This is a genomic window from Dyadobacter sp. HNCC25DJ186 (genome assembly GCF_056895235.1).
On sequence record NZ_JBXHAS010000018.1, the window covers coordinates 1 to 23,689 of the forward strand.

A 23,689-nucleotide genomic window follows, 5' to 3' on the forward strand; every position below is an offset into this window, starting at 1 on the left:
GGCCATCTCAAAAGGATGGTCTTTTTTTGCGTTGTTGACCTCTTCCAGGCTGCGCCAGCTTGGTCGAAAGCCCAGCCCAGAACCGCCGATGATACTTGGGTCAGCGCGACGCGGTCAAACCTACGCGGCCCGACCTGGTAAAGTAGGCGGGGCGCGTAGTCTAGTCGCCACAATACCATTACAATCAAAAAAATCCCATCTTCATAAGAGATGGGATTTTTTTGGTTACACGCTTTTTTAATCAGGTTACGCAATCAGTAGTAACTATTGAAAAATATATCGAAGTATAAAATATCAAAAGACAGAAAGCAGGCCTAAGCACGCTTTCTGTCTTTTGATAAAAAATCTTAATTAATAAATACAGTTGCTGGAATCGATGCCAACCACATCTAAGTCTAGTTCAGCTTCCAGCTTGGTCTTTCAAAGTGACAGGTATATCCACCCGGATTTTTTTGCAAGTAATCCTGATGTTCCTTCTCTGCATTCCAGAAATCGGTAGCCGGGATAACTTCTGTGACGACCTTTCCAGGCCAGATACCCGAGGCGTCCATTTCTGTAATTAAAGAATTGGCGACGTCTCGTTGCTCTTCATTCAGGTAAAAAATAGCTGAACGATACGAGGTTCCAATATCATTTCCCTGACGGTTACGTGTCGTCGGATCATGGATTTGAAAGAAATATTCAAGCAATGCGCGATAGCTCAACTTCTCAGGATCGAATAAAACTTCAATTCCCTCTGCGTGCGTTCCGTGATTTCTGTAAGTTGCATTTGGAACATCGCCCCCTGTATAACCTACAACGGTTGATTCCACACCAGGATAGTGCCGTATAAGCTCTTCAACTCCCCAGAAACAACCACCCGCCAAAATGGCTTTTTCAGTACTCATATGATTATGTTTTAATTTTTATTTGGATTTTGCACAAATTCCGTGCCTTAAATGACCAGTTGAGTCTATAAAACTTGGCTAGTCATTTAGGTTTATACCAAAGTTTGGAAAGGATAGTTCGCTTGGTAAAGGAATATGTTGCTCTGGCTCACAAACCACGCGGTATCCCTACTTTTAGCGATCGAAACGATAATTAGTGACAAATTAATTAAGACCTGTATCTGCTCATCGGCTTTGGGGTTTAAGTATCTGTTATATAGCGTGTTATTGACCTGCCATTGGCAAGCATAATTTTCCGTGGTTAAAATTGACGATACCAGCGCCCATTGCAATCCATCTAGTGATTGTCGTCATCCATCCTTTTTATTACGACCTTTATCATATTTATTTTCCTGATACTTTATTTCTTTCGCACTTTTATGGTGTTAATCTACAATCCCATAAAAAATGAAGACATTTCTTCTTACTATTATTTTTACTGCAATTTTATGGCCGGTGTTTGCTCAATTTCCGACAGGCGGGGCAACCAAGCCGAAAGCTTTACCAGGCACTGCAGGTGATCAAACTCCAAAAGGTACTGCTAAAATTGCTGGAACGCTCGTGGATTCGGCTGCTTTGAAACCGGTCGAATTTGGTAGTATCGCACTCTACAATAAAAAAACCGGGCAGGCCATAGATGGTACAGTCGCGGATGAAAAGGGCAAATTTTCTCTTAACAAAGTAGTTGCCGGTGACTTTAAACTTATGATTTCATTTATCGGATATCAAAACAAGACAATTGACAATATCACTTTGGCAAAAGGTCAGGAACTGGACCTTGGAACAATAAAAATATCGTCAAATGTAAAACAGCTTGATGAGGTAACTGTAACCGGACAAGCTGCCCTAATTGAAGAAAAAGTGGATCGTCTTGTCTATAATGCAGAAAAGGATATTTCTGCAAAAGGTGGTGACGCAACAGATATTTTACGAAAAGTACCACTTTTAACTGTAGATCTGGACGGAAATGTTTCCCTTCGTGGAAGTCAGAATATTCGTGTTTTGATTAATAACAAACCTAGTACGATCGTCGCCAGCAGCGTTGCCGATGCATTAAAACAAATTCCGGCTGACCAGATTAAAACGGTTGAAGTCATCACGAGCCCGTCATCAAAGTATGATGCTGAAGGTTCAGGGGGTATAATTAACATCATTACAAAAAAGAACAGCTTGCAGGGACTGAACCTGAATGTGGACGCCGGAGTAGGTAATCGTGGTTCCATGTTATCTCTGAACGGAGGATACCGAAAAGGAAAAGCCGGTTTTACGCTTGGTGGGTTTGGACGCGGAATTTATAACACGATCACGAAAACGGAATTAAGCCAAACCAGTATTGTTGAGGGTGCTGCTACTGAGACACGTCAAACAGGAGATGGTAATAGTAAAGGCTTGTTTGGTCAATATAATTTGGGTTTCGACTACGACCTTGCAAAAAATCAAAGCATTACAGCAGGTGTTCGGTACGGAGTACGCAATATGATCAATCAGCAAGATTTGATTACCAGACTTTTCAAGAATGGCAGTCAGACTGAAAGTACGGGCAGAAATGTTGATTCAAAAAATCTCTCAGGAACTGTTGATGCCAATATCGACTACCTGCATACCTTTAAACCGCAGCAGGAGTGGAGCATTTCGACGCTGTACAGCCGTAACGATTTGACAAATAATTTCGATGCCGATTTGTTGAATGCAAATAATTCAGTTACAACGCGTCAGCGAAATGAAAACAAAAGCATCAATCAGGAATTTACTTTGCAAACCGATTATCAAACACCGATCAAGAAAAACCAGCTGCTGGAATTTGGTGGAAAAGCAATTCTTCGCGAGGTGACGAGTGATTATCAATTTCTGATTGCGGAAGCAACCGGTGATTTTGTAAAGGAAAACAATCAGCCATCCGGCCAGTTGACATACCACCAGAATATTGCAGCAGGTTATACTTCTTACACCTATACTACGAAAAGCAGATATACTATCAAAGGAGGTGTGCGTTACGAACATACCTTTATTGATGCAAGTACGCGTGAGGGAGGTTCTATCGGTGTTGGAGATTATGGAGTTTTGGTTCCAAGTGTTAACGCATCCAAAACCATCAAAGGTACAACGCTGAAACTTGGTTATAACCGCAGAATTCAGCGCCCGGGACTTGCTCAGCTAAACCCTAACTTTAACTCAGCAAACCCACAGAATATCACCATCGGCAATCCGGAGCTTCGGCCGGAGCTGACGAACAATTTTGAACTTGGCGTAAGCAAGAATATTAAAAAAGTGTTTATCAATGCGACATTTTTTGGCCGCGCGACCAACAATGCAATCAGCCAGGTCCGTCAGCCATCGGATAGTTTACCAGGTGCGATTGTGACAACTTTCGAAAATATTGGTCGGCAACATGCCTACGGCGTTAATTTGTTTGCCAACATTGCTGCTACCTCAAAAATTAATTTTGGCGTCTTTGCGAATTCCTTCTATACAACCTTAACGGGACAAACATTAGGTGAAAATAATGCGGTTGAAAAACTCAGCAATAACGGAATTAACGTGAGCGGGGGGATTTTCTCCCAGGCACAATTTAAAAATGGCTGGGGTGCACAGGCATTCGGATTTATGCAGGGAACACAAATTCAGCTTCAAGGTACACAGGGTGGATTTGGATTCTACACAGTCGGTGTTAAAAAAGAATTTGGCAACAAAAAGGGAAGTGTTGGTTTAGCGGCAGAGAACTTTCTGAGCAAACGTTTTAAAATGCATACTGAACTTTTCTCTAATCAGTTTAATCAGGTCAATGATATGTACTTTTACAACCGTGGCGTCCGTTTGACTTTCACCTATAAAATTGGTAAAATGACCATGGATGCCCCGAAAAGAAAAGCCAAATCAGTAAATAACGATGACGTAAAAAGCGATGGCAGCGGCGGTGGACAACAGCAGGGCGGTGCTCCGGGAGCCCAGCCAAAATAAGTGTTCAAAAGTTAATCTTTTAATCAATTAGCAATTTTATATACTAAAAATCGAACTGAACAATGAGAACTAACAAACTTTTTATCGCGCTCGTGGCAGCCTGCATTTCCACAAGTTCTTTCGCACAAACCGTTGATGAAATCGTTGAGAAACACGTTGCTGCATTGGGAGGCCTGGATAAATTGAAGGGTGTTACCACCTTGGTTACAGACCGTTCCCTGGCAGTTCAGGGCATGGAGATTCCCACAAAAACAACACTCGTTGTTGGGAAATCTTTAAGAAGTGAATCTACTGTGATGGGAAATTCAATGATTCAGGTCATTGACGACGCGAAGGGCTGGATGATCCGCCCTACCATGATGGGTGGCACGGGTGAGCCGGAGGATATGCCAGCAGATCAGATCAAACAGCAGGAAAGCCAGCTTGATCCGTTTGGTGGCCTGGTTGATTATAAAGAAAAAGGCAATAAAGTTGAGCTGGTGGGTAAGGAGAAACTCGATAAAAAAGATGTTTATCACTTAAAACTTACAGCAAAAGACGGCCAGGTTATTGACGAATTTCTTGATGCCAACACTTACTTAATCAGCAAAGTAAAAGCCAATATGAATGGCCAGGACGGAGAAATTACTTTCTCTGATTATAAAGATTACGAAGGCGTTAAGTTTGCGGGATCAATGGATATCACGAACCCTCAAATGGGTGTTATGACATTCATCACGAATAATGTAATCATCAACAGCAAAGTAGACGAGTCAGTTTTCAAGAAACCAACGAAGTGAGATTTGACAGTGAGCGACTGGCTGGTTGCCGGTCACTCACTAATTTTATTGTATTAATATTCATTTCGCGGAAATGATTAATGCATTTCTTTTGAAAATTAAATCGAACTCCAGTCATTATTATTTTCCCAATCATTTCGCTTTCAGTGGCGCCAGCCGATCGAGCTGGTTAAGAATATGGTGGGCTATTGTAACTCTTGTCGTGATAGGATAATTTTTATTTGCCAGGATAACAATACCGATTTTGCGAGCAGGAACGAAAGCAACGTAACCTCCAAAACCATTCGTTGAGCCCGTTTTATTTATCAGCACATTTGCATCCGATTTTACAGGCGGGTAAATCTTAGTCGCCACATTATCTTCAAAAATTATTTTACTGGAATTTCCTGCCAAAAGCTGACTTACCTCAACCGGATAGGGATACTGTTCCCAGATCAAATCCTGTATCATTTCTCCGATTTTAAAATATCCGATATGCGTATTTTGAATAGCTGTTTGCAGTTTTTGATCGATTTTCAGCAGCTGTAAATTGGCATCAACATAGCGGATCATATCGCTTGCCGTTGATTTAACTCCATAAGCTTCGGAAGCGAGCGGCCCCGGATTCACACGGATCGCGTCGTCTGTTTTTGAATATCCATAAGCATAATTCTTCATTTGCGCCTGGGGCACAGTGATATAGCTGTGCATCATACCGAGTGCCGGAAAGATTGTTTTTTCCATAATTTTTTCAAAAGGCTGGTCCAAACTCGCGGCGGCTGCCATACCAAGTAAACCGGTGCCGGGATTCGAATAAGAGCGTTGCGTTCCGGCTTCAAATTTAGGCTTCCAGTTTTTAAAGTATTTGATAGCCTGATCTTTATCGATTATTTCGTCCGGAAATTGAAGTGGAAGTCCGCCCGTGGTATGTGTGGCAGCATTCAGCACCGTAATATTATCGAAGGCACTTCCTTTAAGTGATGGCAGATATTTGCTTATACTTTCTGAAAAAGAAAGTTTATCGCTAACTTCGGCGTATGCCGCAATGGTCGCTGTAAAGGTTTTGCTGATCGAGCCAATTTCAAAAATTGTTTCGCTGCTTACCGGTTGCAGGGTTTCTTTCGATGCAACGCCGTAATTATAAAAATAATTTTCACCGTTTATGGTAACTGCCACCGCGACCCCGGGAATGTTAAATTCCTGCATTGCCGGACGAATCATATTGTCCATTTCAACCTGAATTTTCGTATTATTTTCATTATAAGCTGCCGTTCTTTTCTCAGTTTGCGCGCAGGCCAGGTAAGGGATTACGAGAAAAACAGCGATGTAATTTCTGATCATAATATTTTTGAAATATAGGAGTAGAATTATTTGTCAAGATAGGAATTTATTAGATTGATAATTGCCGTAACCACACAAATTGCTCCATACGGAAAGGTCAGTTTAATGTTGCAAAACTTATAAACTCAGGTTATTTTAGTAAAAAAAATTATGACAAAAGAATTCGATGCGTTGCTGGTCAGCCAGCAGGATGTAGTTTTTAAAAATGAGATAAAATCTTTAAAAATTGACGATTTGCCAGAAAATGATCTGTTGATCAAAGTGCGTTATTCTTCGCTCAATTATAAGGATGCTCTTTCTGCATCAGGAAACAAAGGAGTAACCAGAAAATTTCCTCATGTCCCGGGTATCGATGCAGCAGGAATTGTTATAACGTCCAAATCTCAGGATTTTAGAGAAGGAGACAAAGTGATCGTTACGGGATTTGATTTGGGAATGAACACCTATGGTGGCTTTGGGCAATATATTCGGGTACCTGCGCAATGGGCAATTCCGCTGCCAGATGGTCTTTCCTTAAAAGAATCAATGAGTTTAGGAACTGCGGGTTTAACTGCAGGGCTGTCTGTTGACAAAATAATAAGCTCAGGCATAACTTCCGGTAATGTTGTCGTCAGTGGAGCTACCGGCGGTGTGGGCAGTATGGCTACGGCGATTTTGTCGCAACTTGGATTTGACGTAACAGCGATTTCCGGAAAAAAAGAGAATCACTTTCTTACTTCTGTCCTGGGCGCGAGCATAATTTTAGATCGGGAAGATTTTTTAGAAAAATACAATACAAAACCACTGTCACCTGCTGACTTTTCAGCGGGAATCGACAATGTCGGCGGTCCTATTTTATCCGGAATTCTTAAAGCGGTAAGGCAAAATGGGATGGTTACCTGTTGTGGAAATGTAGCTTCCGCTGACTTAAATACTTCCGTTTTTCCATTTATTTTGCGGGGTGCCACTTTGGCTGGTATTGATTCTGCGCAAGCCGATATCAACTGGCGGAGAAAAGTTTGGAACGCATTGGCTACGGATTGGAAGCCTTTGCATCTGGACGAAATGATCCATGAAATTGATCTGGATCAGTTGCCGGAAAAACTGAAAGAACTTCTGGATGGAAAGGCCGTAGGCAGGTATATCCTCAAACATATAGACTGAAACATGTTTTTTTTGATATCGCTTCAGATCAGTTTTATGAAGGAAACAGTTTTTTACAGGCTTCTATCTTAATTATTTAGCACGCTTTCAACATTTTTTAAATGCAACAAATTTGCATCTTCCACAGAGGCAGAGCCTGATTCCTTTAAATTTTTAAGGATAATAATGATTAGAGCGAACCAGTTCCGGCCTTCTGTACCTATCGCTCTTAAATTTTTTTCATGAAAAAGACCTTTTCATTATTCATCCTGTTTACGTTAACAATTCCTGCCTTCGCCCAGCAACCTGGTGCTCTTAAACTTTGGTATACCAAACCTGCCGGAAATACCTGGACAGATGCTTTGCCGGTCGGTAATGGTCGGCTTGGTGCCATGGTATATGGAAACCCCGGACAGGAAGTATTGAAATTAAACGAGACATCGGTATGGTCAGGCGGACCTAACCGGAATGATAATCCCGATGCACTGGCGGCATTACCCGAGATAAGAAAATTAATTTTTGAAGGAAAACATGCCGAGGCACAAAAGTTGGCCGCGCAGAAGATTGAATCAAAGAAGGCCAACGGCATGATGTATCAGCCGGTTGGAAATCTTAACCTGAGGTTTGCGGGCCACGATTCCTTCACGAATTATTACCGTGAACTCGATATTGAAAACGCGGTGACAACAACTTCCTACACCGTCGATGGCGTGAAATATACCAGAAAGGTCATCGCCTCCGTGCCGGACCAGGTCATTGCGATTCGTTTGACAGCCGACAAGCCTGGAAAATTGACTTTCACTGGATTTTTAAATAGTCCGCAAAAGGGAAAAACGATAACAGATAAAAATGGGAAATTAATCTTTTCGGGGATCAGTGGGGACAGAGAAGGAATCAAGGGGCAGGTAGCGTTTAATGCACATGTGAAAGTATTAAATGAGGGAGGGAAAATAATGTCTGGTGATACTTCGGTGGTTGTTGACGGGGCGAATGCGGTTACCATCCTGATTTCAATTGGCTCCAATTTTGTTGATTATAAAACGTTGACAGCAAATCCGGAAGCAAAGGCGGATATGTTTCTTCAGAAAGCCGAGAAAAGGTCTTTCGCTGCCATTTTCAGGGATCATGTCACAGCTTATCAAAAATATTTTCACCGTGTAAAGCTCGATCTCGGTACGTCTGAGTCTGCCAATCTTTCTACTGACGAGAGAATTGAAAAGTTTGCTGGCGGGAACGACCCAGGTTTGGTCTCGCTTTATTTTCAATTTGGGAGATATCTTCTGATCTCGTCGTCGCAACCCGCACAAAACGGTATGCCGGTAGGTCAGGTTGCCAATTTGCAAGGTATCTGGAATCAGGAAATGAGACCGCCCTGGGGCAGTAAGTATACCATCAACATCAACACGGAAATGAATAACTGGCCGGCGGAGGTAACAAATCTGACGGAAATGCATGACCCGCTCGTTCAAATGATTAAGGAACTTTCGGTTACAGGGCAGCAAACAGCGAAGGAAATGTACGGGGCAAATGGCTGGGTTGCACATCACAACACCGATATATGGCGTATCACCGGTCCGGTCGACCCGATTTTCTACGCCATGTGGCCGATGGGAGGTGCCTGGCTGAGTCAGCATGTTTGGGAGAAATACAATTATTCAGGTGACAAAAGCTATTTAAAATCAGTTTATCCTGCCATGAAAGGTGCAGCGCAGTTTTTTGTTGATTTTCTTGTAGAAGAACCGACGAAAAAGTGGCTTGTTGTCGCGCCGAGTATGTCGCCCGAGAACGCGCCTGCTTCAAGGCCGGATGTGACTATTGGCGCAGGGCACACGATGGATAATCAAATTGTGTTTGACATATTCACTAGCACACTGCGCGCGGCCGAGGTATTAGGAATGGATCCTGAGTTTGTCAAAATATTAAAGGAAAAAAGAGCCCGTTTAGCGCCGATGCAAATTGGCAAGTTTGGGCAGTTGCAGGAGTGGCTGGAAGATCTTGATAATCCCGAAGATAAACACCGACATATTTCCCATTTGTATGGCCTTTTCCCTTCACATCAGCTTTCGGCATACCGCACACCAGAACTTTTCAGTGCGGCGCGAACCTCTCTTGAGCATAGGGGTGATGTTTCAACCGGTTGGTCAATGGGCTGGAAGGTGAATTGGTGGGCGAGACTTCAGGATGGTAACCGCGCTTACAAGTTGATCACTGACCAACTTACTCCGGTAAATGTAGCAGGTAAAAAGGGCGGAGGCGGCACCTACACCAATCTTTTTGACGCACATCCTCCGTTCCAGATAGACGGAAATTTTGGCTGCACTGCCGGTATCGCCGAAATGCTTCTGCAAAGTCATGATGGCGCGATTCACTTTTTGCCAGCGCTTCCTGACGGCTGGAAAATTGGAAGTATCAGCGGACTGCGCGCCCGGGGTGGTTTTGATATTGTTTCACTGGAATGGAAAGATGGAAAAGTCTCCAGATTAGTGATCAAATCAAACCTCGGAGGAAATTGCCGCTTACGAATTCCAAATAAATTGAATGGGAATAATTTTCAATTAAAAACCGCTACGGGGGAAAATTCTAATTCGTTTTATCAATCAGACCCGGTTTCAGATCCGATTATATCTTCGTCAGCGAAAATCAACAAAATTAATATTAAGGAATCCTTGCTTTACGATTTCCCGACGCAGCAAGGTAAAACCTATACACTTACTTTGTAATCGGTATTAAAAAAATAATTTATCCGTTATCAAATTGTCTTCTGATTTTTAAGATGAAATTTGACAACGAATAAGTTTTTTTTATAAAGTCGCAGTCTACTCATTTTTCAAACTGCTGACAGGGTTCGTCATCGCAGCCACAACGACTTTGTAACCGACTGTCATCAGCGTTATAGTAAGCATTATTATTCCGCCAGTGGCTAAAATCCACCAGTCAAGATCGATCCGGTAAGCAAAATTATTCAGCCAGTTTTTCATTGCATACCAGGTAACCGGTGCCGACAATATAAACGCCAGTGCCACCAAAGTGATAAATTCCTTGCCGAAAAGTAATAAGATACCATCAATACGTGCGCCTAGAACTTTACGGATGGCAATTTCTTTCGTTCGCTGAGAAACCATATATGATACCATTCCATACAATCCCAAGGCGCAGATGAGGATAGCGATGCCGGCAAATGCCTCTATGAGCTTTGTTAATAGTTCTTCCTTTTCATATAATCTTGCAATTTTCTCCTCGACGAATTGGTATTCGAAAACCTCATTTGGATATATTTTGGTCCATGCTTTTTGAATATTTTCAAGCGTGCGCGAAAGGTTTTTGGTATCCATTTTGATGGCAACTTCTTTGTATAGTTTGGGATTTGCAAAAATCGCACAGGGTTCTATGGCTTCCTGCAATGACTTTAGATGAAAACTTTTAACGACGCCGACAATCGGTCCTTTAAATCCCGAGTTACCATCCTCCATTGTTTTACCTAAAATCTTATGCGGATCATGAATCCCGAGACGCCGCATCAGCTCTTCATTGATAACAAATTCAGTCAGCGAATCTTTATCCATAAAACTCTGGCCAGCAATGAGCCTCATTTTATAAGTATCCAGATAGTTTTCATCTCCGAACCGGTCGCGTATAACAAATTTCTCCCATTCCAAACGATTGTCGAAACGTATAGATCCGCCATAACCCATCTTCGAAGTCGGTGCTTCAAATTGATAACTTACTGATTTTATGTCTGAATACTTCAAAAGTTCTTGTTTTAAGGATTGAGTAATTTTGCGAGTCGCGTCCTGTTTGGGTATTGACAGTGTGACAACCGCTTGCTGGTCAAAACCAAGGTCTGCATTTTTGAAAAATTTTAATTGGAGTAGTAAAACCATTGTTCCCGTCACCAAAATTTGGGCAATTGAGAGCTGAACGGTGACGAGTGAACGGCGTAAACCCAGTCCGCCAACTTGCCTAGTTCCAATTTTTCCTTTTAATGCTGAGACCGGACTGAAACCGGAAATAATAACAGAAGGGTAAAATCCGGCTAACAAAATTGTGATCGAAAGAGAAATACACCAGTAAAGAAGAAATTGGGTTTGAAACAAAACACCTAAATGATAAGCCTTGGTTTGTGTAAGATCGTTCATGAAAGTCATAAGCACTGCCACTAAAATCATAGACAGTATGGAGGAACTCACGGTAATGAGGGCAGTTTCGCTCATAAATTGCCAGAAAAGCTGCTTTTGCGTGCCTCCTAATACCTTTCGGACGCCAATTTCTTTTGCCCTTTTTAATGCCAGAGCCGTTGCCAGATTTATAAAGTTAATGCAGGCGATAGATAATAAAAACACTCCAACGCCGCTCAAAATCCACAGCATATATTTACTGATTTTTCCATCATATTTTTCATCAAAATGAACCTCGGCCAACGGTTGTAATTTATGCTCGTAATATTTCGAATCTGTTCCATAATACTTTGCGCCATTCCGAAGAACAAGTTTTTCTAACTGCTTAGGGTCATTTCCAGATGTCAATTTAACAAATGTGAAATTTCTGCTGCTGATCCATCCCAATTGCTGCTGGTCATATTCAGGATCTATTATTTTCAAAGTGGGAAGAGAAATTAATATCTCGAAATTCAGATCGGTGGGATTATACTTGCTTTTGAAAACACCGGCAATTTTAAGATTAACTGCATTATTCAAACGTAAAGTTTTCCCGGTTACCTGTTTTGAACCAAAATATTTTAAAGCAATTTTCTCGCTGATTACAACACTCGAAGGCTCTTTCATAGATTCGATATTAAAGCCGGTCAGCCAGTCAAAGGCGAACATACTCAGGTAATTGTGGTCAGCATAGACGGTACCGGACTTTTCAATAAATCGGTTTGTTTCCTTCCCGTTCTCTGCCGAGATAGTAACATCTGGGATTTTGCCAATAAAACCTGCTTTTTCAATTTGAGGGAAATCGCGGCTTAGTGTAGCGCCCAGAGGAACTGATGACCCGGGCTCATGTTCCGTGCTTTCATCAAGATGAAGATCCAGAACAACGCGATACAAACGATTCTCATCCGGCTGATGCCGGTCAAAACTAAGATGAAATTGAAGGAAAATGAAGATCAGAATGGCACATGAAATGCCAAGCGTCAGGCCTGCAATGTTTAGAAGGGTATAGGTCTTGTTAGCGCGGAGATTTCGAGTTGCAATTTTCAGGTAGCTCTTTAACATTGAAGGCTGGTTGCTTTAGGTATCCCTCGCAATTTATTGCATTATGTTTTCACTGAACGTGCTGATCAATATTTTTAACATGATTTAACGTTTGTCAGGATGCTGATTTAGAGCACGATAGAAAATAACATTTATTTCGATATTTTTTAACTATTTTATTAGTTTTTAAACTAATAAAATAGTCTTAGATTTGATAAATGGATTTCAAACCTTTATAAATGCAAACGGTTAGAAAATGGACCACTTAATTTACGCAGGAAAGGTTAATCTTTACTGGATCTTGTTTTATGGTTGTTACTGGATGCTCTTTCGAAAATTTACATTTTTTGAAGCAAATCGTTGTTACCTGGTCAGCACGCTGCTCGTCGCGCTGATTATACCAATCTTTACTTTTACATACCTGCCGCAAGAGATTGTTCCACAAACGGTTATAGAAGTTTCGCGGGCACAATTAATTTATGAACCGGTCCCGACTTCCGCGCCAGTCACGAGTTTGACAGATTACTTTTTTGTAATTTATTTAATCGGTGTCGTGTTGATGACTGGTAAATTAATACATGGACTTTACCAAATTTTCAGATTAACACAAAAGGGCGAGTTGGTTGAGACCGAGAACTATAAAATGGTGCTTCTCCCCGATAACAATTCCGGACAAAGATCCGTCAATTCCTGTTCGTTTTTATCCTGGATGTTTGTCAGTCAGCAAGATTATGAGCATAATCCTGACACAATAATTCGTCATGAATACGTTCATATAATGCAGCGACACTCGTATGATATCTTGCTGATAGAAATATTAAAAGTATTTTTTTGGTTTAACCCCATACTGTGGTTTTACAAATATTCGTTGCAGGAAGTACATGAATTTTTAGCAGATCAAGGCTTCACGGATCGTGACCGATATGCAACCTTTTTGGTTTCCTATGCTTCGGAGAAGCCATACAAATTGTTAACCAACCGTTTTTTTAATCCCTCATTACTTAAAAACCGAGTACAAATGATGTATAAAAATCCCACTTCACGCTGGTCTGGTGCCAGATATCTTTTCGTCATTCCTGTTGCCGGTATGATGCTGTTGCTTACCGCTGCGAAAGAGAAATCTATTCCCGTAAACAGGGTGGAGAGAACAATCTTTTCAGAGGATGTCATTTCGATAAAAGGACGAATTACGGATGAAGCGGGGGATGCGATTTCTGGTGCTTTAATAAAGCTAAAAAACAGCTCCAAGGTTGCAAAAACAGATGTTGCCGGAGTTTTTGAACTTACAGATGTGCCTTTGAAAAGTGTCATTATAATCAGTCATCCTAAGTTTTCCGGAGAGGAATTCAAAATTTCCAAACCCAAACCTTATTACAGAATTGTTTTGAGACGAAAAAGCGATAAGGTTTCTTCGACATTGAAAACGGAAAGGAAAGGCCAAAAGGAGATAGAATCCTACTTAACAAAGCCGTTGGAGAATGCCCGAAAAAAGGATTATCGCAAACCATACTATTATAATGCAGCAGTTCTTTTAGACAAGGTAGATCCCGCTTTTCCAACGATTAGAGAAATAGGGAAATACCTTAATAAGGCCGTAGATTTCTCAGCCGACCAACCTCAGACGGCAAATTACCCTTCAATTGTAACTTATGAAAAAATGGCTCAGTCAATTTACAGAGATCCTGATGCGGTTCGTTTCGGTCTCAGAGGGAAGCAGACATATTAACAGATGTTGGAGAAATCTGGCCCTCTGTAAATCATTGCTGCATGACTAATGCCTCGAAATTACTCGATTATTCTGAATAATATTTGTTATATTTATCATTAATAAAATATAATCCAGACACAGAATATCCCTTATCGCATGAAAAATCCGGCATATTTATTGTTAATTCTAACGATTGGCTTGTTTTTTCAATGTAAAAAGGATGCGGCCAATGAGGAAGTCACTCCTCAACCCGAGCTAATCCTTCCTGTTGATGAGACTAAGATATTAAAAAAACTTACCGTGCCGGAGGCTGAGGTTATCACTTTTGACTCTGTTGCATCCAACTTTCTGATAAAACTTCCAGCCAACTTTTCAGGTGATGAAATCAATATTAATCTTTCGCTTTATGATGATGTAAACCTCCTTGACAGTGCATCGGCGGAAACGGGCAACAATGCTTTGAAATTTTTGTACAAGGGCAGCAGACCGTTGACGATATTATTAAAAAAGAAAGGGATTGCAGCTCCCCGTCGATATTTCCTGTATGTGGAGGCTCAGGGAGATCCGAAAATTGAACTTACCAGTAAAGAAATTTCAATTAGAAAAGGTGTTTCATACATTCCCCTGAAAATTATTTCCGGGCTTGGTACGCTACCATCCAGGCCGGAAATGGTAAATCCGGTAATCCGGTTATCAGATCGCACAACGAATACTGTTTTCGAAGGGACGGTTCAAAATACTTTGCAAAATATATATTTCGAAGATATAACCGGTTTGATTAATTCAGCTAGTGTTGGACTTGAACTTATTTTTGAAGGAACCAGTCCGTTAACTTTTGAGGGGTTGCAGGTGAAGAGAGGATTACCGGGAGCCAGTATAAGCAATTTGCCATTTACTTTCGTCAAAGCGGATACACTCAAACTTATTGGCGGCTATTTTGATCCGAAATCAACCTACACTGTGGGTCTCACGAATGATTTCACACAAGGGCAGAAAATTCTTAATTTGACTTTCCAGGCGAAAGAAAATTTGACTGCAAACTTAACAACGGACATTCCGGAGGGTTCTTATCTTGCCACTTTTTATGAAAATGGAAAGGAAATGGGAAAGGGTGCTTTTGAGTTTTCCACTTCAAAAACAAATACGCTGGAGACGATCTGGAAGGGTGATCTGAATCAGGTATTCAAGCGAAATACGCAGCCGCTGATTTTCAACAAAGGTGATGCTTTTTACGCAAAACCATCACTTGCGCAATATGTCTGGGGCAGCAATTTGCCTGCCTCTTCATTTGACGTCAAACTATTGCCAACGCTTCGGCTTGTTAACGGGGCTAACACGGCCAACCTTTCCCCTGAAATTGAAGTGATATCCTGGGCAGTTGCCGGTGTAAGTTATGCCGTTGGTAAATACAAACTGCCCGAAAACCTGGCCTCAGGCTCCTATACCGTTACCGCTCTTCATGCAAATCAGCCTGAATCAAAACCGTATTGGTCGAAAATGCAGGTTAGGTAAATCTCTTTCTTTTACTTTTTTTACCAATGCTCCTATTTGTCTGAACGGATACTTTATGTAATAATCCGTTTTTTGATAGCTTGTTGAGTATGAAATTATTGATGTCCAGATTATTCTGATTAACAATTATAAGTGGTTACTTATATTTGTTAATTTTCGAAATGTCATATATTCGCCCGCAATTCGATTCACTTCTGTGAGTCGAATTGATATTACTCAATAATAATCTCAAACCCTATATTAATGAAGTACTATTTACCCCTCCTGAATAAACTATTTATTCTATTTTTAGTATCACAAATCCATTCCATACAAGCCCAGAACTGGAATCAGGTTACAAAGACGGTTGCAAGTGATCGTACAAACAAGTATACTTCGGGAAGAAGCATTAATGATGAGTTCGGAAATTCCGTCGGAATTTCAGGGAACTATGCCGTAGCCGGTTCACCGGGTGACGATGAAGATTCTACCGGTTTCAATCCTTTGAATAACTCAGGAGCCATCTTTATCTACAAAAACGTCGATGGGAAATGGGTTAAGCAGAGAAAAAATACCGCCAGTCGCAGAACCGCAGACGCGGCTTTTGGCTATTCGGTTGCCATTGATGGCGAGTATATTGTAGTAGGTGCGCCTGTCGAAACAGAAGGGAGTTTGAGCAGATCAGGTGCTGTTTACATTTACAGAAGGGATGAAGGAGGCGCGGATAATTGGGGAGAAGTGAAACGTATAACGGCTCCGGTGCGTTCGGCAAATTATGGTAATACTTTCGGATATTCGGTGTCAATAAGCGATGGATATTTGATTGTTGGAGCTCCGGGTGATGACTCTCAGGAAACAGGTGGTGTGGAAAGTTCAGGCTCTGCCTACATTTTTGCAAAAGACCAAGGAGGGGTTGGAAGCTGGGGATTTGTCAGGAAACTGATCTCCAGTCAGCCCGTTTCGTTCGATAATTTTGGTATATCTGTCGGAGTTAGTGATGGAAATGCCATTGTTGGTTCTCCGGGGGATGGACGAGATTCGCAGGGAAACAACGATTTGTTGTTCGCCGGATCTGCTTATTTGTTCAACAAGGATTTTGGCGGAAACAACAATTGGGGACAATTTAAAAAGCTGACTGCTTCAATTCGTTCAAAGAGCGACGGTTTTGGAGCTTCTGTTGCTATAGATCATGATCTAGTGATTATCGGAGCAACAGGAGATGACCTTCAAGAAAACATCGGTACGTTTGAATTTGGAGCAGCCTATGTTTTTGAAAAGAACTGGGGGGCTTTCAACAATTGGGGGCAGGTGAAAAAATTGATGGCACCTGTGCGCCGTAAAAACGATAATTTTGGTCTTGCAATAGATATTGAGAACAATAGAGCCATCGTTGGTGCCAGATTGGCAACTGACATGGAATATAATACTCCTTATGATTCTACCGGAATGATCTACATTTTTGAGCGCAATGTCGGAGGAAATGATAACTGGGGTATAGAGGCGAGACGTACAGCCCCACTATCACAAATTACTGATATATTCGCTAATAGCCTGGCAATCAGTGGAAATGTTGCATTTGTGGCTGCGATTTACGACGACAGAGATGAAGATAACCTATTCAAAGTTTCGGGAGCAGGTTCCGCCTACTTTTTCGAGAAGGATATAGGTGCTGTTAATAACTGGGGATTCAAACAGAAGGTTACTTCTTCGACAGGTGCAAAATTGAGCCCTAACTATGGAACTGCTATATCCATCAGTGGTGATTTTGCTATTGTAGGAGCTTCGAATGAGGAAATGAATGCGTCAGGGAAGAATAAAATTCTAAATGCCGGTGCAGCTTACATCCTATACAACGATAATGGGAAATGGAAAGAAGTCAGAAAAATCGTAGCGCCAGACCGGCAGGAGAGAGATTTATTTGGTATTTCTGTTTCAATAAGCGGTGATTATGCAGTGGCCAGTACCTATTGGCAAAACAATGGGGCCGGAGCCGCCTATATCTTTAAAAAAGATCAGGGAGGCGTGAACAATTGGAGATTTCTAAAAAAGATTACAGCATCTGTTCCAACACGAGACGACTATTTTGGCTACTCAGTAAGCATAAATGGTGAAAACCTGATTGTTGGTGCTTTTGGTGACGACGAGGACGAGTTTGGGGCAAATAATCTGACTACATCTGGTTCGGCTTATATCTTCAGCAAAAATCAGGGTGGATTTGACAATTGGGGATTTGTGAAAAAACTTTCGCTGAATCAGAATCGGGAAGCCTACGATAGCTTCGGCTCCACTGTTAATTTGAGCAACGACTATGCAATTGTTGGCGCGCTAGGAGAAGATCATGATGAGTCGGAAGGGAATTTTGTCGACAATGCAGGTGCAGCGTATATTTTCATGAAAGATCAGGGTGGCAAAGATAATTGGGGACTCGTAAAAAAACTTGTCGGCTCGGATCGCCAGCCGGGGGCACAATATGGTAAGGCACTTGCGATTGATGGCGAGAATGCAATCGTGGGGTCACCGGGAGGTTTTGTTTGGAGCATCGGTTCCGTCAATATTTACAATAGAAACAAAGGAGGAGAAAATAACTGGGGTAGTGTCAAGGTTATGAGCGCGGAACTTCCGTTTACTGACCCACAAACGCAGTCTACTGTAAGAGAATCGGTCGGATATAATGTTTCTATTGAGGGAAATACTGCGTTGATCTCAGCAAGGCCTATGATGCAAAATGGTTCGGGTAACGCTCCGGTTCCTGGGCTGGGCTATGCCTATCTGTTAGGTAAAAATACGGGAGGGCAGGACAACTGGGGAGTTAAGCAAAAACTTACGATTGAAGATGATCTTTCCAACGGTCTTAGCGGTGCCCAAATCAGTGGAAAATATATTCTGGCCAGTGTTCCGGGGGATAGCTATGACGAGAATCTTGACAATGTTTTACCCAATTCAGGCGCTGTTTACTTTTTTCTTAATTCAGAACAACCGCTGCCGGTAACTCTGGTTTTATTTGATGTTAGCAAAGATGAAAATGTTTCTTTGCTAACATGGTCAACCTCTCTCGAAACCAATTCAGATTACTTCGAAATTCAGAAAAGCAAAGATGGTCGAAACTGGAATGTCATCGGAAATGTACCAGCCGGTAAGGAAAGTGATAAATTGATAACTTATTCATTTTTGGACAAAGTTCCTTTTTCCGGCGAGAATTTATACCGCCTGAAGATGGTAGATCGTGACGCGACTTTCGCTTTCAGCCGGATCAGAAGTTTAACTTTTGGTCAGGAAAGCCTAATTAGTGTTTATCCAAATCCTGCGGCAGATAGGCTATTTATAAAATCTGACACAGGAGAAATTGAGTTGATAACGGTAACGAGTTCGCTGGGACAGGTAATTTCAGAGTTTACCGAAATACCGGTCGATGGAATTAAACTTGCTCAATTGCCGATTGGAAGTTATGTCATCAAAGTTGTAAAAACTGACGGGACAATTAGCTCCAAAAAAGTTTTTGTCACGAGATAAAAAGTTATTTTTACTATACAAAAAAGGGCGTATTCTAGCAATAGGTACGCTCTTTGGTTTTACATCCGCAAAATAATTTTTCCAAAGCGGTCTGAATTTTTAATTCTTTCAAAAGCGGTTTCCAGCTGATCAAATTCAAATACCGAATCAATAATCGGGTGGATTTTATGATAAAGAATATAATATAACATACTGCGGAACTCATCGTCGCTGCCCATGGAGGTACCTATGATTGAAATTTGCTTTCTGTATAAAAGTTGGGGATCAAAGGCTGAAATAGCCCCTGCTGTTCTTCCAAAATTTATAATCTTTCCGCCAGCTTTGGCCAGATATAACAACCCTTCAAAACCATTTCCTGCTGCACCATCAAGAATCAGATCAAACGAATCAGCGTGTTCCTCCAATTCCGTTCTCCAGTTAGTATTCTTGTAATTAACTCCGCCGATTGCCCCGGCTAGGATGGCTTTTTGTATCTTTTGATCCGTGCCAGAAGTAACATATACTTTTACATCCATTTTTAAGGCAAATGATAAGGCCCATAAGGCAACGCCGCCACCAATTCCTGTAATTAGTATTTTACTTTTTCGGTTTAGCAGACCTTTGGTAAACAACGCGCGATAGGCCGTCAGTCCTGCCATAGGTACTGCGGCGGCTTCTTCATAGGTCAGGTGCGACGGGATTTCGTATATATATCGCTCCTCAATTGCAATATATTCTGCAAAAGTCCCATTTTTTGGATAACCTAAAATCTCAAAGTCATTACTGAAAACATTTCTGCTCGTCCCCCAGTTCAAAGATGGGTTAATTACCACCCTTTTGCCCAGCCATGATTTTTCGACATGCCCGGCAATCTCCACCACCTCACCAGCGCCGTCAGCGCCCGGAATCATTTTGAAATTTGCAAGTTGGTTTTTTTTCTTCATGAGCCACAATTCATGATGGTTGAGACTTGCAGCTTTGATCTTGACAAGAACCTGGCCAGGCACTAATTCAGGAACCGATATCTCCTCAATTCGGATTGAGAATTCCGATTGATCTAAAACTGCTGCTTTCATAACAGAGGTCGGATTATAGTGATGTGTGGAGCTGGGCAGGTAAGCACTGATGCGAATTCGTTGCAACAGTTTTATAAGCGCAATTTTTGCATTAATCCACTAATTTACATCATGGAAACAGCAATTCCCAAAATTTGAAGGAGAATCAATTTAACGGTTTTGTCGAAAAGATAATATGGTATGTTGATCTGCAACGATTTTATAAGAAAGGTTAATGTCATCGAACGGAGATGTGCTTTAAATGCCAAAGAGCTGTTTGCTCAATCGGTAAGGCAATTTAAAAGATTGATGTCTTTGCGAACCTGCTAAAATAATCAGCGCATCTGTTCGTACTAATTCAGGAATTTGTCACGTTTTGCCCGTTTATCCGCTTTGAATGCATTCAAACGAATAAATGTAGGACGCAACCAACAAATATCTTTATATTGGTGACCAATTAGCCTCAATACAATATTATAATCGATGAAGAAATATTTTTATTTGCTTGCTTTGTTAATCGTGAGTGCCAGTTGTACGAAAAAAGAGCAAAAGGAAGAAAAGACACCTGTTAAGGAAGTTGGCAACGTTAACTTTTTTATGGAAACCTCGGCCAGTATGGCTGGTTATTTCAGTGGCTCTACGCAATTTGTCAAGGACATTCCAAATCTTCTGGTTGATATTGAAGGAAAAGAATCTTTTGGAAAAGGGCCTCTGAAAATTTATTACGTTGCGGATTCGCTTACGCCATATAAAGGTTCTACAAAGGATTTCATTCGCGAAATTTCTACTACAAAAGTGGCCGGTGAGAAAAGTTCGGAGATGCACAAAATCCTGGAAATGATCGCCAGTAAGACAGATTCCAATGACATTTCACTTTTTGTATCTGACTGTATTTTGTCCTATCCGGATGATGTGATCAAAAGCAATTCGGAGATCAATAAACAAAAAGCACCGGGAGAACTAAAAGCATTGGTAAAATCTACTTTTTTGAAATTAAAGCGAGACAATATTTCGGCTTCGCTGTATGGGTTCAACTCTGCGTTTTTTGGTAATTATTACACGTATCAAAATGCGAAATTGAAGCTGGACGGGCAGGAAAGACCGTATTATTTGTGGGTGATCGGTAATAAAGAACTTGTCAGCAAATTCAACAAAAATCTTGCAGATCTGAATAATTTCAAACCTGTGCTGGATCTTAATTTCGGATTGTTTGACAAAACGATTGCTGATTTCGAAACTTTCTACACCTACGAAAGAGTCGGAAACTGGAAAGCAGAAGATAAAAGCATTTCTGATTTGGAGGCAAGCAAAAAGAAGCCTTCCACATTTGCCATTGCAGTAGATCTGTCCGCGCTACCAAATTCCATCAGTGCACCGGATTACTTGAATCAACACCTGAAAACATCATCGGAAAATCTGGACTTCAAGATTAAAAATATTCTATTGACCAGGGATCTTGACAAGTCCGTTTTAAAGCCGAGAGAGAAGGAATTTCTGGAAAATAATACGCACGTGATCGTTATTGAAGTTTCTGATATCTACAAAGACAAAGGAAATATAGACCTGAAACTTCCGCTGGTTTATGACAATGGATATAAAGCCATGTCTACCATGGACGACAGAAACCTGGATTCTATTCCCGGAAAAACCTTCGCATTCGAACATCTGATTGATGGCGTTCGGGAGGCTTACGAAAACTCAAATGATAACTTTATTCACATTTCAATACCTGTTAAAAAATAGCTTCCATGTTTGAATTTCTTTATGAGCTGCTTTGCGGACAAAATCCGGATCCGATCTTCGCATCAGATATTTATCCTTTTGTGGGCCTTTTCACGCTGGTTTTTGCTTTTGCATTTGCAGTGGTGTTCTATATCGTATTAGGGAGAGCTAGGCCTGTTTGGGACAAAACCTTACATTGGGTGATCACCATGATCATTTTACTGATCATTGCCTTTGGCTTGGCCTATAACCATGCACAGACGGTTACAGAGGAGGAAGAAAATTCTTTCTTCTATACGTTTGCAATGGTCAACACGCTCTATGCGTTTATTTATTACATACTTTTTTCAATCCTGTTGAAAAGGTTCTCAATATTCGCCAAACGCACTCCCTTTTAACCCGTCGATACAGCACAGATTATGCCTACAAGAAATACGTTTGTTTTTGGAATTGGAGGAACAGGGGCGAGGATCGTTCGCTCGCTGACCATGCTGCTTGCGGCTGGTACAAAACTTAATGACACCAATAAAATAATCCCCATCATCATCGATGTGGATGCTGATAATGCTGATACAAGCCGGGCCCTGGCAGCGCTTAAAACCTATAAATACATCCGCTCTCACGGATACAGCAATACCGAAGAAATTCGAGACGGCTTCTTCAATGCAAACCTGAATACGCTGAGTTCCATTACTAATGAAAACGATTACTCAGAAGGTCTGGACGATTCTTTTCAGCTACAATTTGAAAATCTTGAAAAGTCGTTCATCGAATATCTTGACCCGAGAGGTGAATTGGTAGGTGATATCAATATGGATTTGCTGGAGGCGCTTTATGACAATTCCGGCCATGACGATCCGAATACAGAACTTAATCTGAAATTAAATCAGGGCTTCAAAGGAAATCCGAATATCGGTTCTGTTGTCTTTAACAACCTTTCCAATACCAAAGAATTCAAGTTTGTACTGAAAAGTATTGGCGAAAATGACCGGATTTTTATTGTCAGTTCCATTTTTGGCGGTACCGGTTCGTCCGGTTTTCCGCAGTTGGTGAAACTGCTGCAACAGGAAGAAAAGCTACGCGGAAATAAATATGGAGCACTGACAGTGATGCCTTATTTCAACGTGATCGATGATAATAAAAGCGCGATCAACTCGGATATGTTTAATTCCAAAACAGAAGCCGCGCTTTCTTATTACCTCAAATATCTGAATGGCAAGATCAACTGTTTCTACCAGTTATGGGATCGCCCGTTGAAACAATACGAAAACAAACAGGGAGGAATCGAACAAAAAAACAGCGCGCATTTAATAGAATTAATTGGCGCGACTGCGATTATAGACTTCGTTAACAAACCGGATGGAAATTTCGCCTCCAAAGGTCAAACGCATTATTTTGATTTTGGTATAAAAAAAGAAGATCAGGTTATTGACGTCAGGCATTTTTATCCAAATACCGCCAAAATGGTGATGGAGCCGCTTACATTGCTGACTTACGCGATGAAAATTTATCTGGAAACCTTGCCTGAGTTCCGTAACGAGGCTTTTTACAAAGAATTAAATCTTGCTGATAAATATTCAAACAACGAATTTTATCAAAATCTCACCGCTTTCTTTTCTGTACATTATAAAAACTGGCTGGTAGAAATGTCTGGTAACGAACGAACTTTTCAGCCTTTCAATCTGACGCAGGATTTGAATGCGCTGGTGCGGGAAAAACCGATTGAAGTAAAAAAAGTTTTGGGGATCGTAACCAAGCCGGGAATTTCAGAGGCATTTTTGAAAACGGAACTTGGGAAACTGGAAGATGAATTGAAGAAAAGTATACCGGATCAGGACAAACGTTTCTTCAAATTGCTCAACCGTATTGCTATGGAGTGTTACAAAAAACTGGAAGCGCTTCCATCCATGATCTAATCTAACAG

General features: G+C 41.2%; 15 protein-coding genes. 10 read left to right on the top strand and 5 right to left on the bottom strand.

Features of this window, described 5'->3' with window-relative positions:
* Nucleotides 1-254, bottom strand: a 254-nt coding sequence (locus tag AC1XUO_RS28425) for a hypothetical protein (RefSeq protein WP_483333242.1), incomplete at its 3' end; no start/stop codon positions are given.
* Nucleotides 255-395: 141 nt separating this feature from the next.
* On the bottom strand, nucleotides 396-887 hold the full coding sequence (gene msrA / locus AC1XUO_RS28430; protein ID WP_483333244.1) for a peptide-methionine (S)-S-oxide reductase MsrA: 492 nt from the start codon (nucleotides 885-887) through the stop codon (nucleotides 396-398).
* Between the two features lie 447 nt (nucleotides 888-1,334).
* On the opposite strand from msrA, the gene AC1XUO_RS28435 reads away from it, so the two are divergent.
* Nucleotides 1,335-3,884 carry a TonB-dependent receptor gene (locus AC1XUO_RS28435; RefSeq protein ID WP_483333245.1) on the top strand — a complete coding sequence of 850 codons (2,550 nt, stop codon included), beginning with the start codon at nucleotides 1,335-1,337 and terminating at the stop codon, nucleotides 3,882-3,884.
* A 62-nt stretch (nucleotides 3,885-3,946) separates the two neighbouring features.
* Nucleotides 3,947-4,663 (top strand): outer membrane lipoprotein-sorting protein, encoded by a 717-nt coding sequence (locus AC1XUO_RS28440; RefSeq protein ID WP_483333246.1) that lies wholly within the window; start codon nucleotides 3,947-3,949, stop codon nucleotides 4,661-4,663.
* A gap of 132 nt (nucleotides 4,664-4,795) precedes the next feature.
* On the opposite strand, the gene ampC is transcribed toward AC1XUO_RS28440, so the two are convergent.
* A complete protein-coding gene (gene ampC, locus AC1XUO_RS28445; protein ID WP_483333247.1) occupies nucleotides 4,796-5,983 on the bottom strand; it encodes a class C beta-lactamase in 1,188 nt (395 codons plus the stop codon).
* 150 nt (nucleotides 5,984-6,133) lie between these two features.
* On the opposite strand from ampC, the gene AC1XUO_RS28450 reads away from it, so the two are divergent.
* Nucleotides 6,134-7,126 (top strand): YhdH/YhfP family quinone oxidoreductase, encoded by a 993-nt coding sequence (locus AC1XUO_RS28450; RefSeq protein ID WP_483333248.1) that lies wholly within the window; start codon nucleotides 6,134-6,136, stop codon nucleotides 7,124-7,126.
* 221 nt (nucleotides 7,127-7,347) lie between these two features.
* Nucleotides 7,348-9,825 carry a glycoside hydrolase family 95 protein gene (locus tag AC1XUO_RS28455; RefSeq protein ID WP_483333249.1) on the top strand — a complete coding sequence of 826 codons (2,478 nt, stop codon included), beginning with the start codon at nucleotides 7,348-7,350 and terminating at the stop codon, nucleotides 9,823-9,825.
* Nucleotides 9,826-9,921: 96 nt separating this feature from the next.
* On the opposite strand, the gene AC1XUO_RS28460 is transcribed toward AC1XUO_RS28455, so the two are convergent.
* Nucleotides 9,922-12,321, bottom strand: a complete 2,400-nt coding sequence (locus AC1XUO_RS28460; protein WP_483333250.1) for an ABC transporter permease — start codon at nucleotides 12,319-12,321, stop codon at nucleotides 9,922-9,924.
* A 235-nt stretch (nucleotides 12,322-12,556) separates the two neighbouring features.
* On the opposite strand from AC1XUO_RS28460, the gene AC1XUO_RS28465 reads away from it, so the two are divergent.
* From AC1XUO_RS28465 to AC1XUO_RS28475, 3 genes are all read left to right on the top strand, one after another.
* Nucleotides 12,557-14,026 carry a M56 family metallopeptidase gene (locus AC1XUO_RS28465; protein WP_483333252.1) on the top strand — a complete coding sequence of 490 codons (1,470 nt, stop codon included), beginning with the start codon at nucleotides 12,557-12,559 and terminating at the stop codon, nucleotides 14,024-14,026.
* Between the two features lie 138 nt (nucleotides 14,027-14,164).
* Nucleotides 14,165-15,520, top strand: coding sequence for a hypothetical protein (locus tag AC1XUO_RS28470; RefSeq protein ID WP_483333253.1), 1,356 nt, complete (start codon nucleotides 14,165-14,167; stop codon nucleotides 15,518-15,520).
* A gap of 243 nt (nucleotides 15,521-15,763) precedes the next feature.
* Nucleotides 15,764-19,009: a T9SS type A sorting domain-containing protein gene (locus AC1XUO_RS28475; protein WP_483333254.1), complete on the top strand. Its 3,246-nt coding sequence runs from the start codon at nucleotides 15,764-15,766 to the stop codon at nucleotides 19,007-19,009.
* A gap of 59 nt (nucleotides 19,010-19,068) precedes the next feature.
* Here AC1XUO_RS28475 and AC1XUO_RS28480 read toward each other — a convergent pair whose 3' ends face one another.
* Nucleotides 19,069-20,064 carry an alcohol dehydrogenase catalytic domain-containing protein gene (locus AC1XUO_RS28480; protein ID WP_483333255.1) on the bottom strand — a complete coding sequence of 332 codons (996 nt, stop codon included), beginning with the start codon at nucleotides 20,062-20,064 and terminating at the stop codon, nucleotides 19,069-19,071.
* Between the two features lie 462 nt (nucleotides 20,065-20,526).
* On the opposite strand from AC1XUO_RS28480, the gene AC1XUO_RS28485 reads away from it, so the two are divergent.
* From AC1XUO_RS28485 to AC1XUO_RS28495, 3 genes are read left to right on the top strand one after another with little or no spacing between them, the layout of a single operon-like run.
* On the top strand, nucleotides 20,527-21,786 hold the full coding sequence (locus AC1XUO_RS28485; protein WP_483333256.1) for a hypothetical protein: 1,260 nt from the start codon (nucleotides 20,527-20,529) through the stop codon (nucleotides 21,784-21,786).
* A 5-nt stretch (nucleotides 21,787-21,791) separates the two neighbouring features.
* Nucleotides 21,792-22,163, top strand: a complete 372-nt coding sequence (locus AC1XUO_RS28490; protein ID WP_483333257.1) for a hypothetical protein — start codon at nucleotides 21,792-21,794, stop codon at nucleotides 22,161-22,163.
* Between the two features lie 21 nt (nucleotides 22,164-22,184).
* On the top strand, nucleotides 22,185-23,681 hold the full coding sequence (locus tag AC1XUO_RS28495; RefSeq protein WP_483333258.1) for a hypothetical protein: 1,497 nt from the start codon (nucleotides 22,185-22,187) through the stop codon (nucleotides 23,679-23,681).
* Nucleotides 23,682-23,689 lie beyond the last annotated feature (8 nt).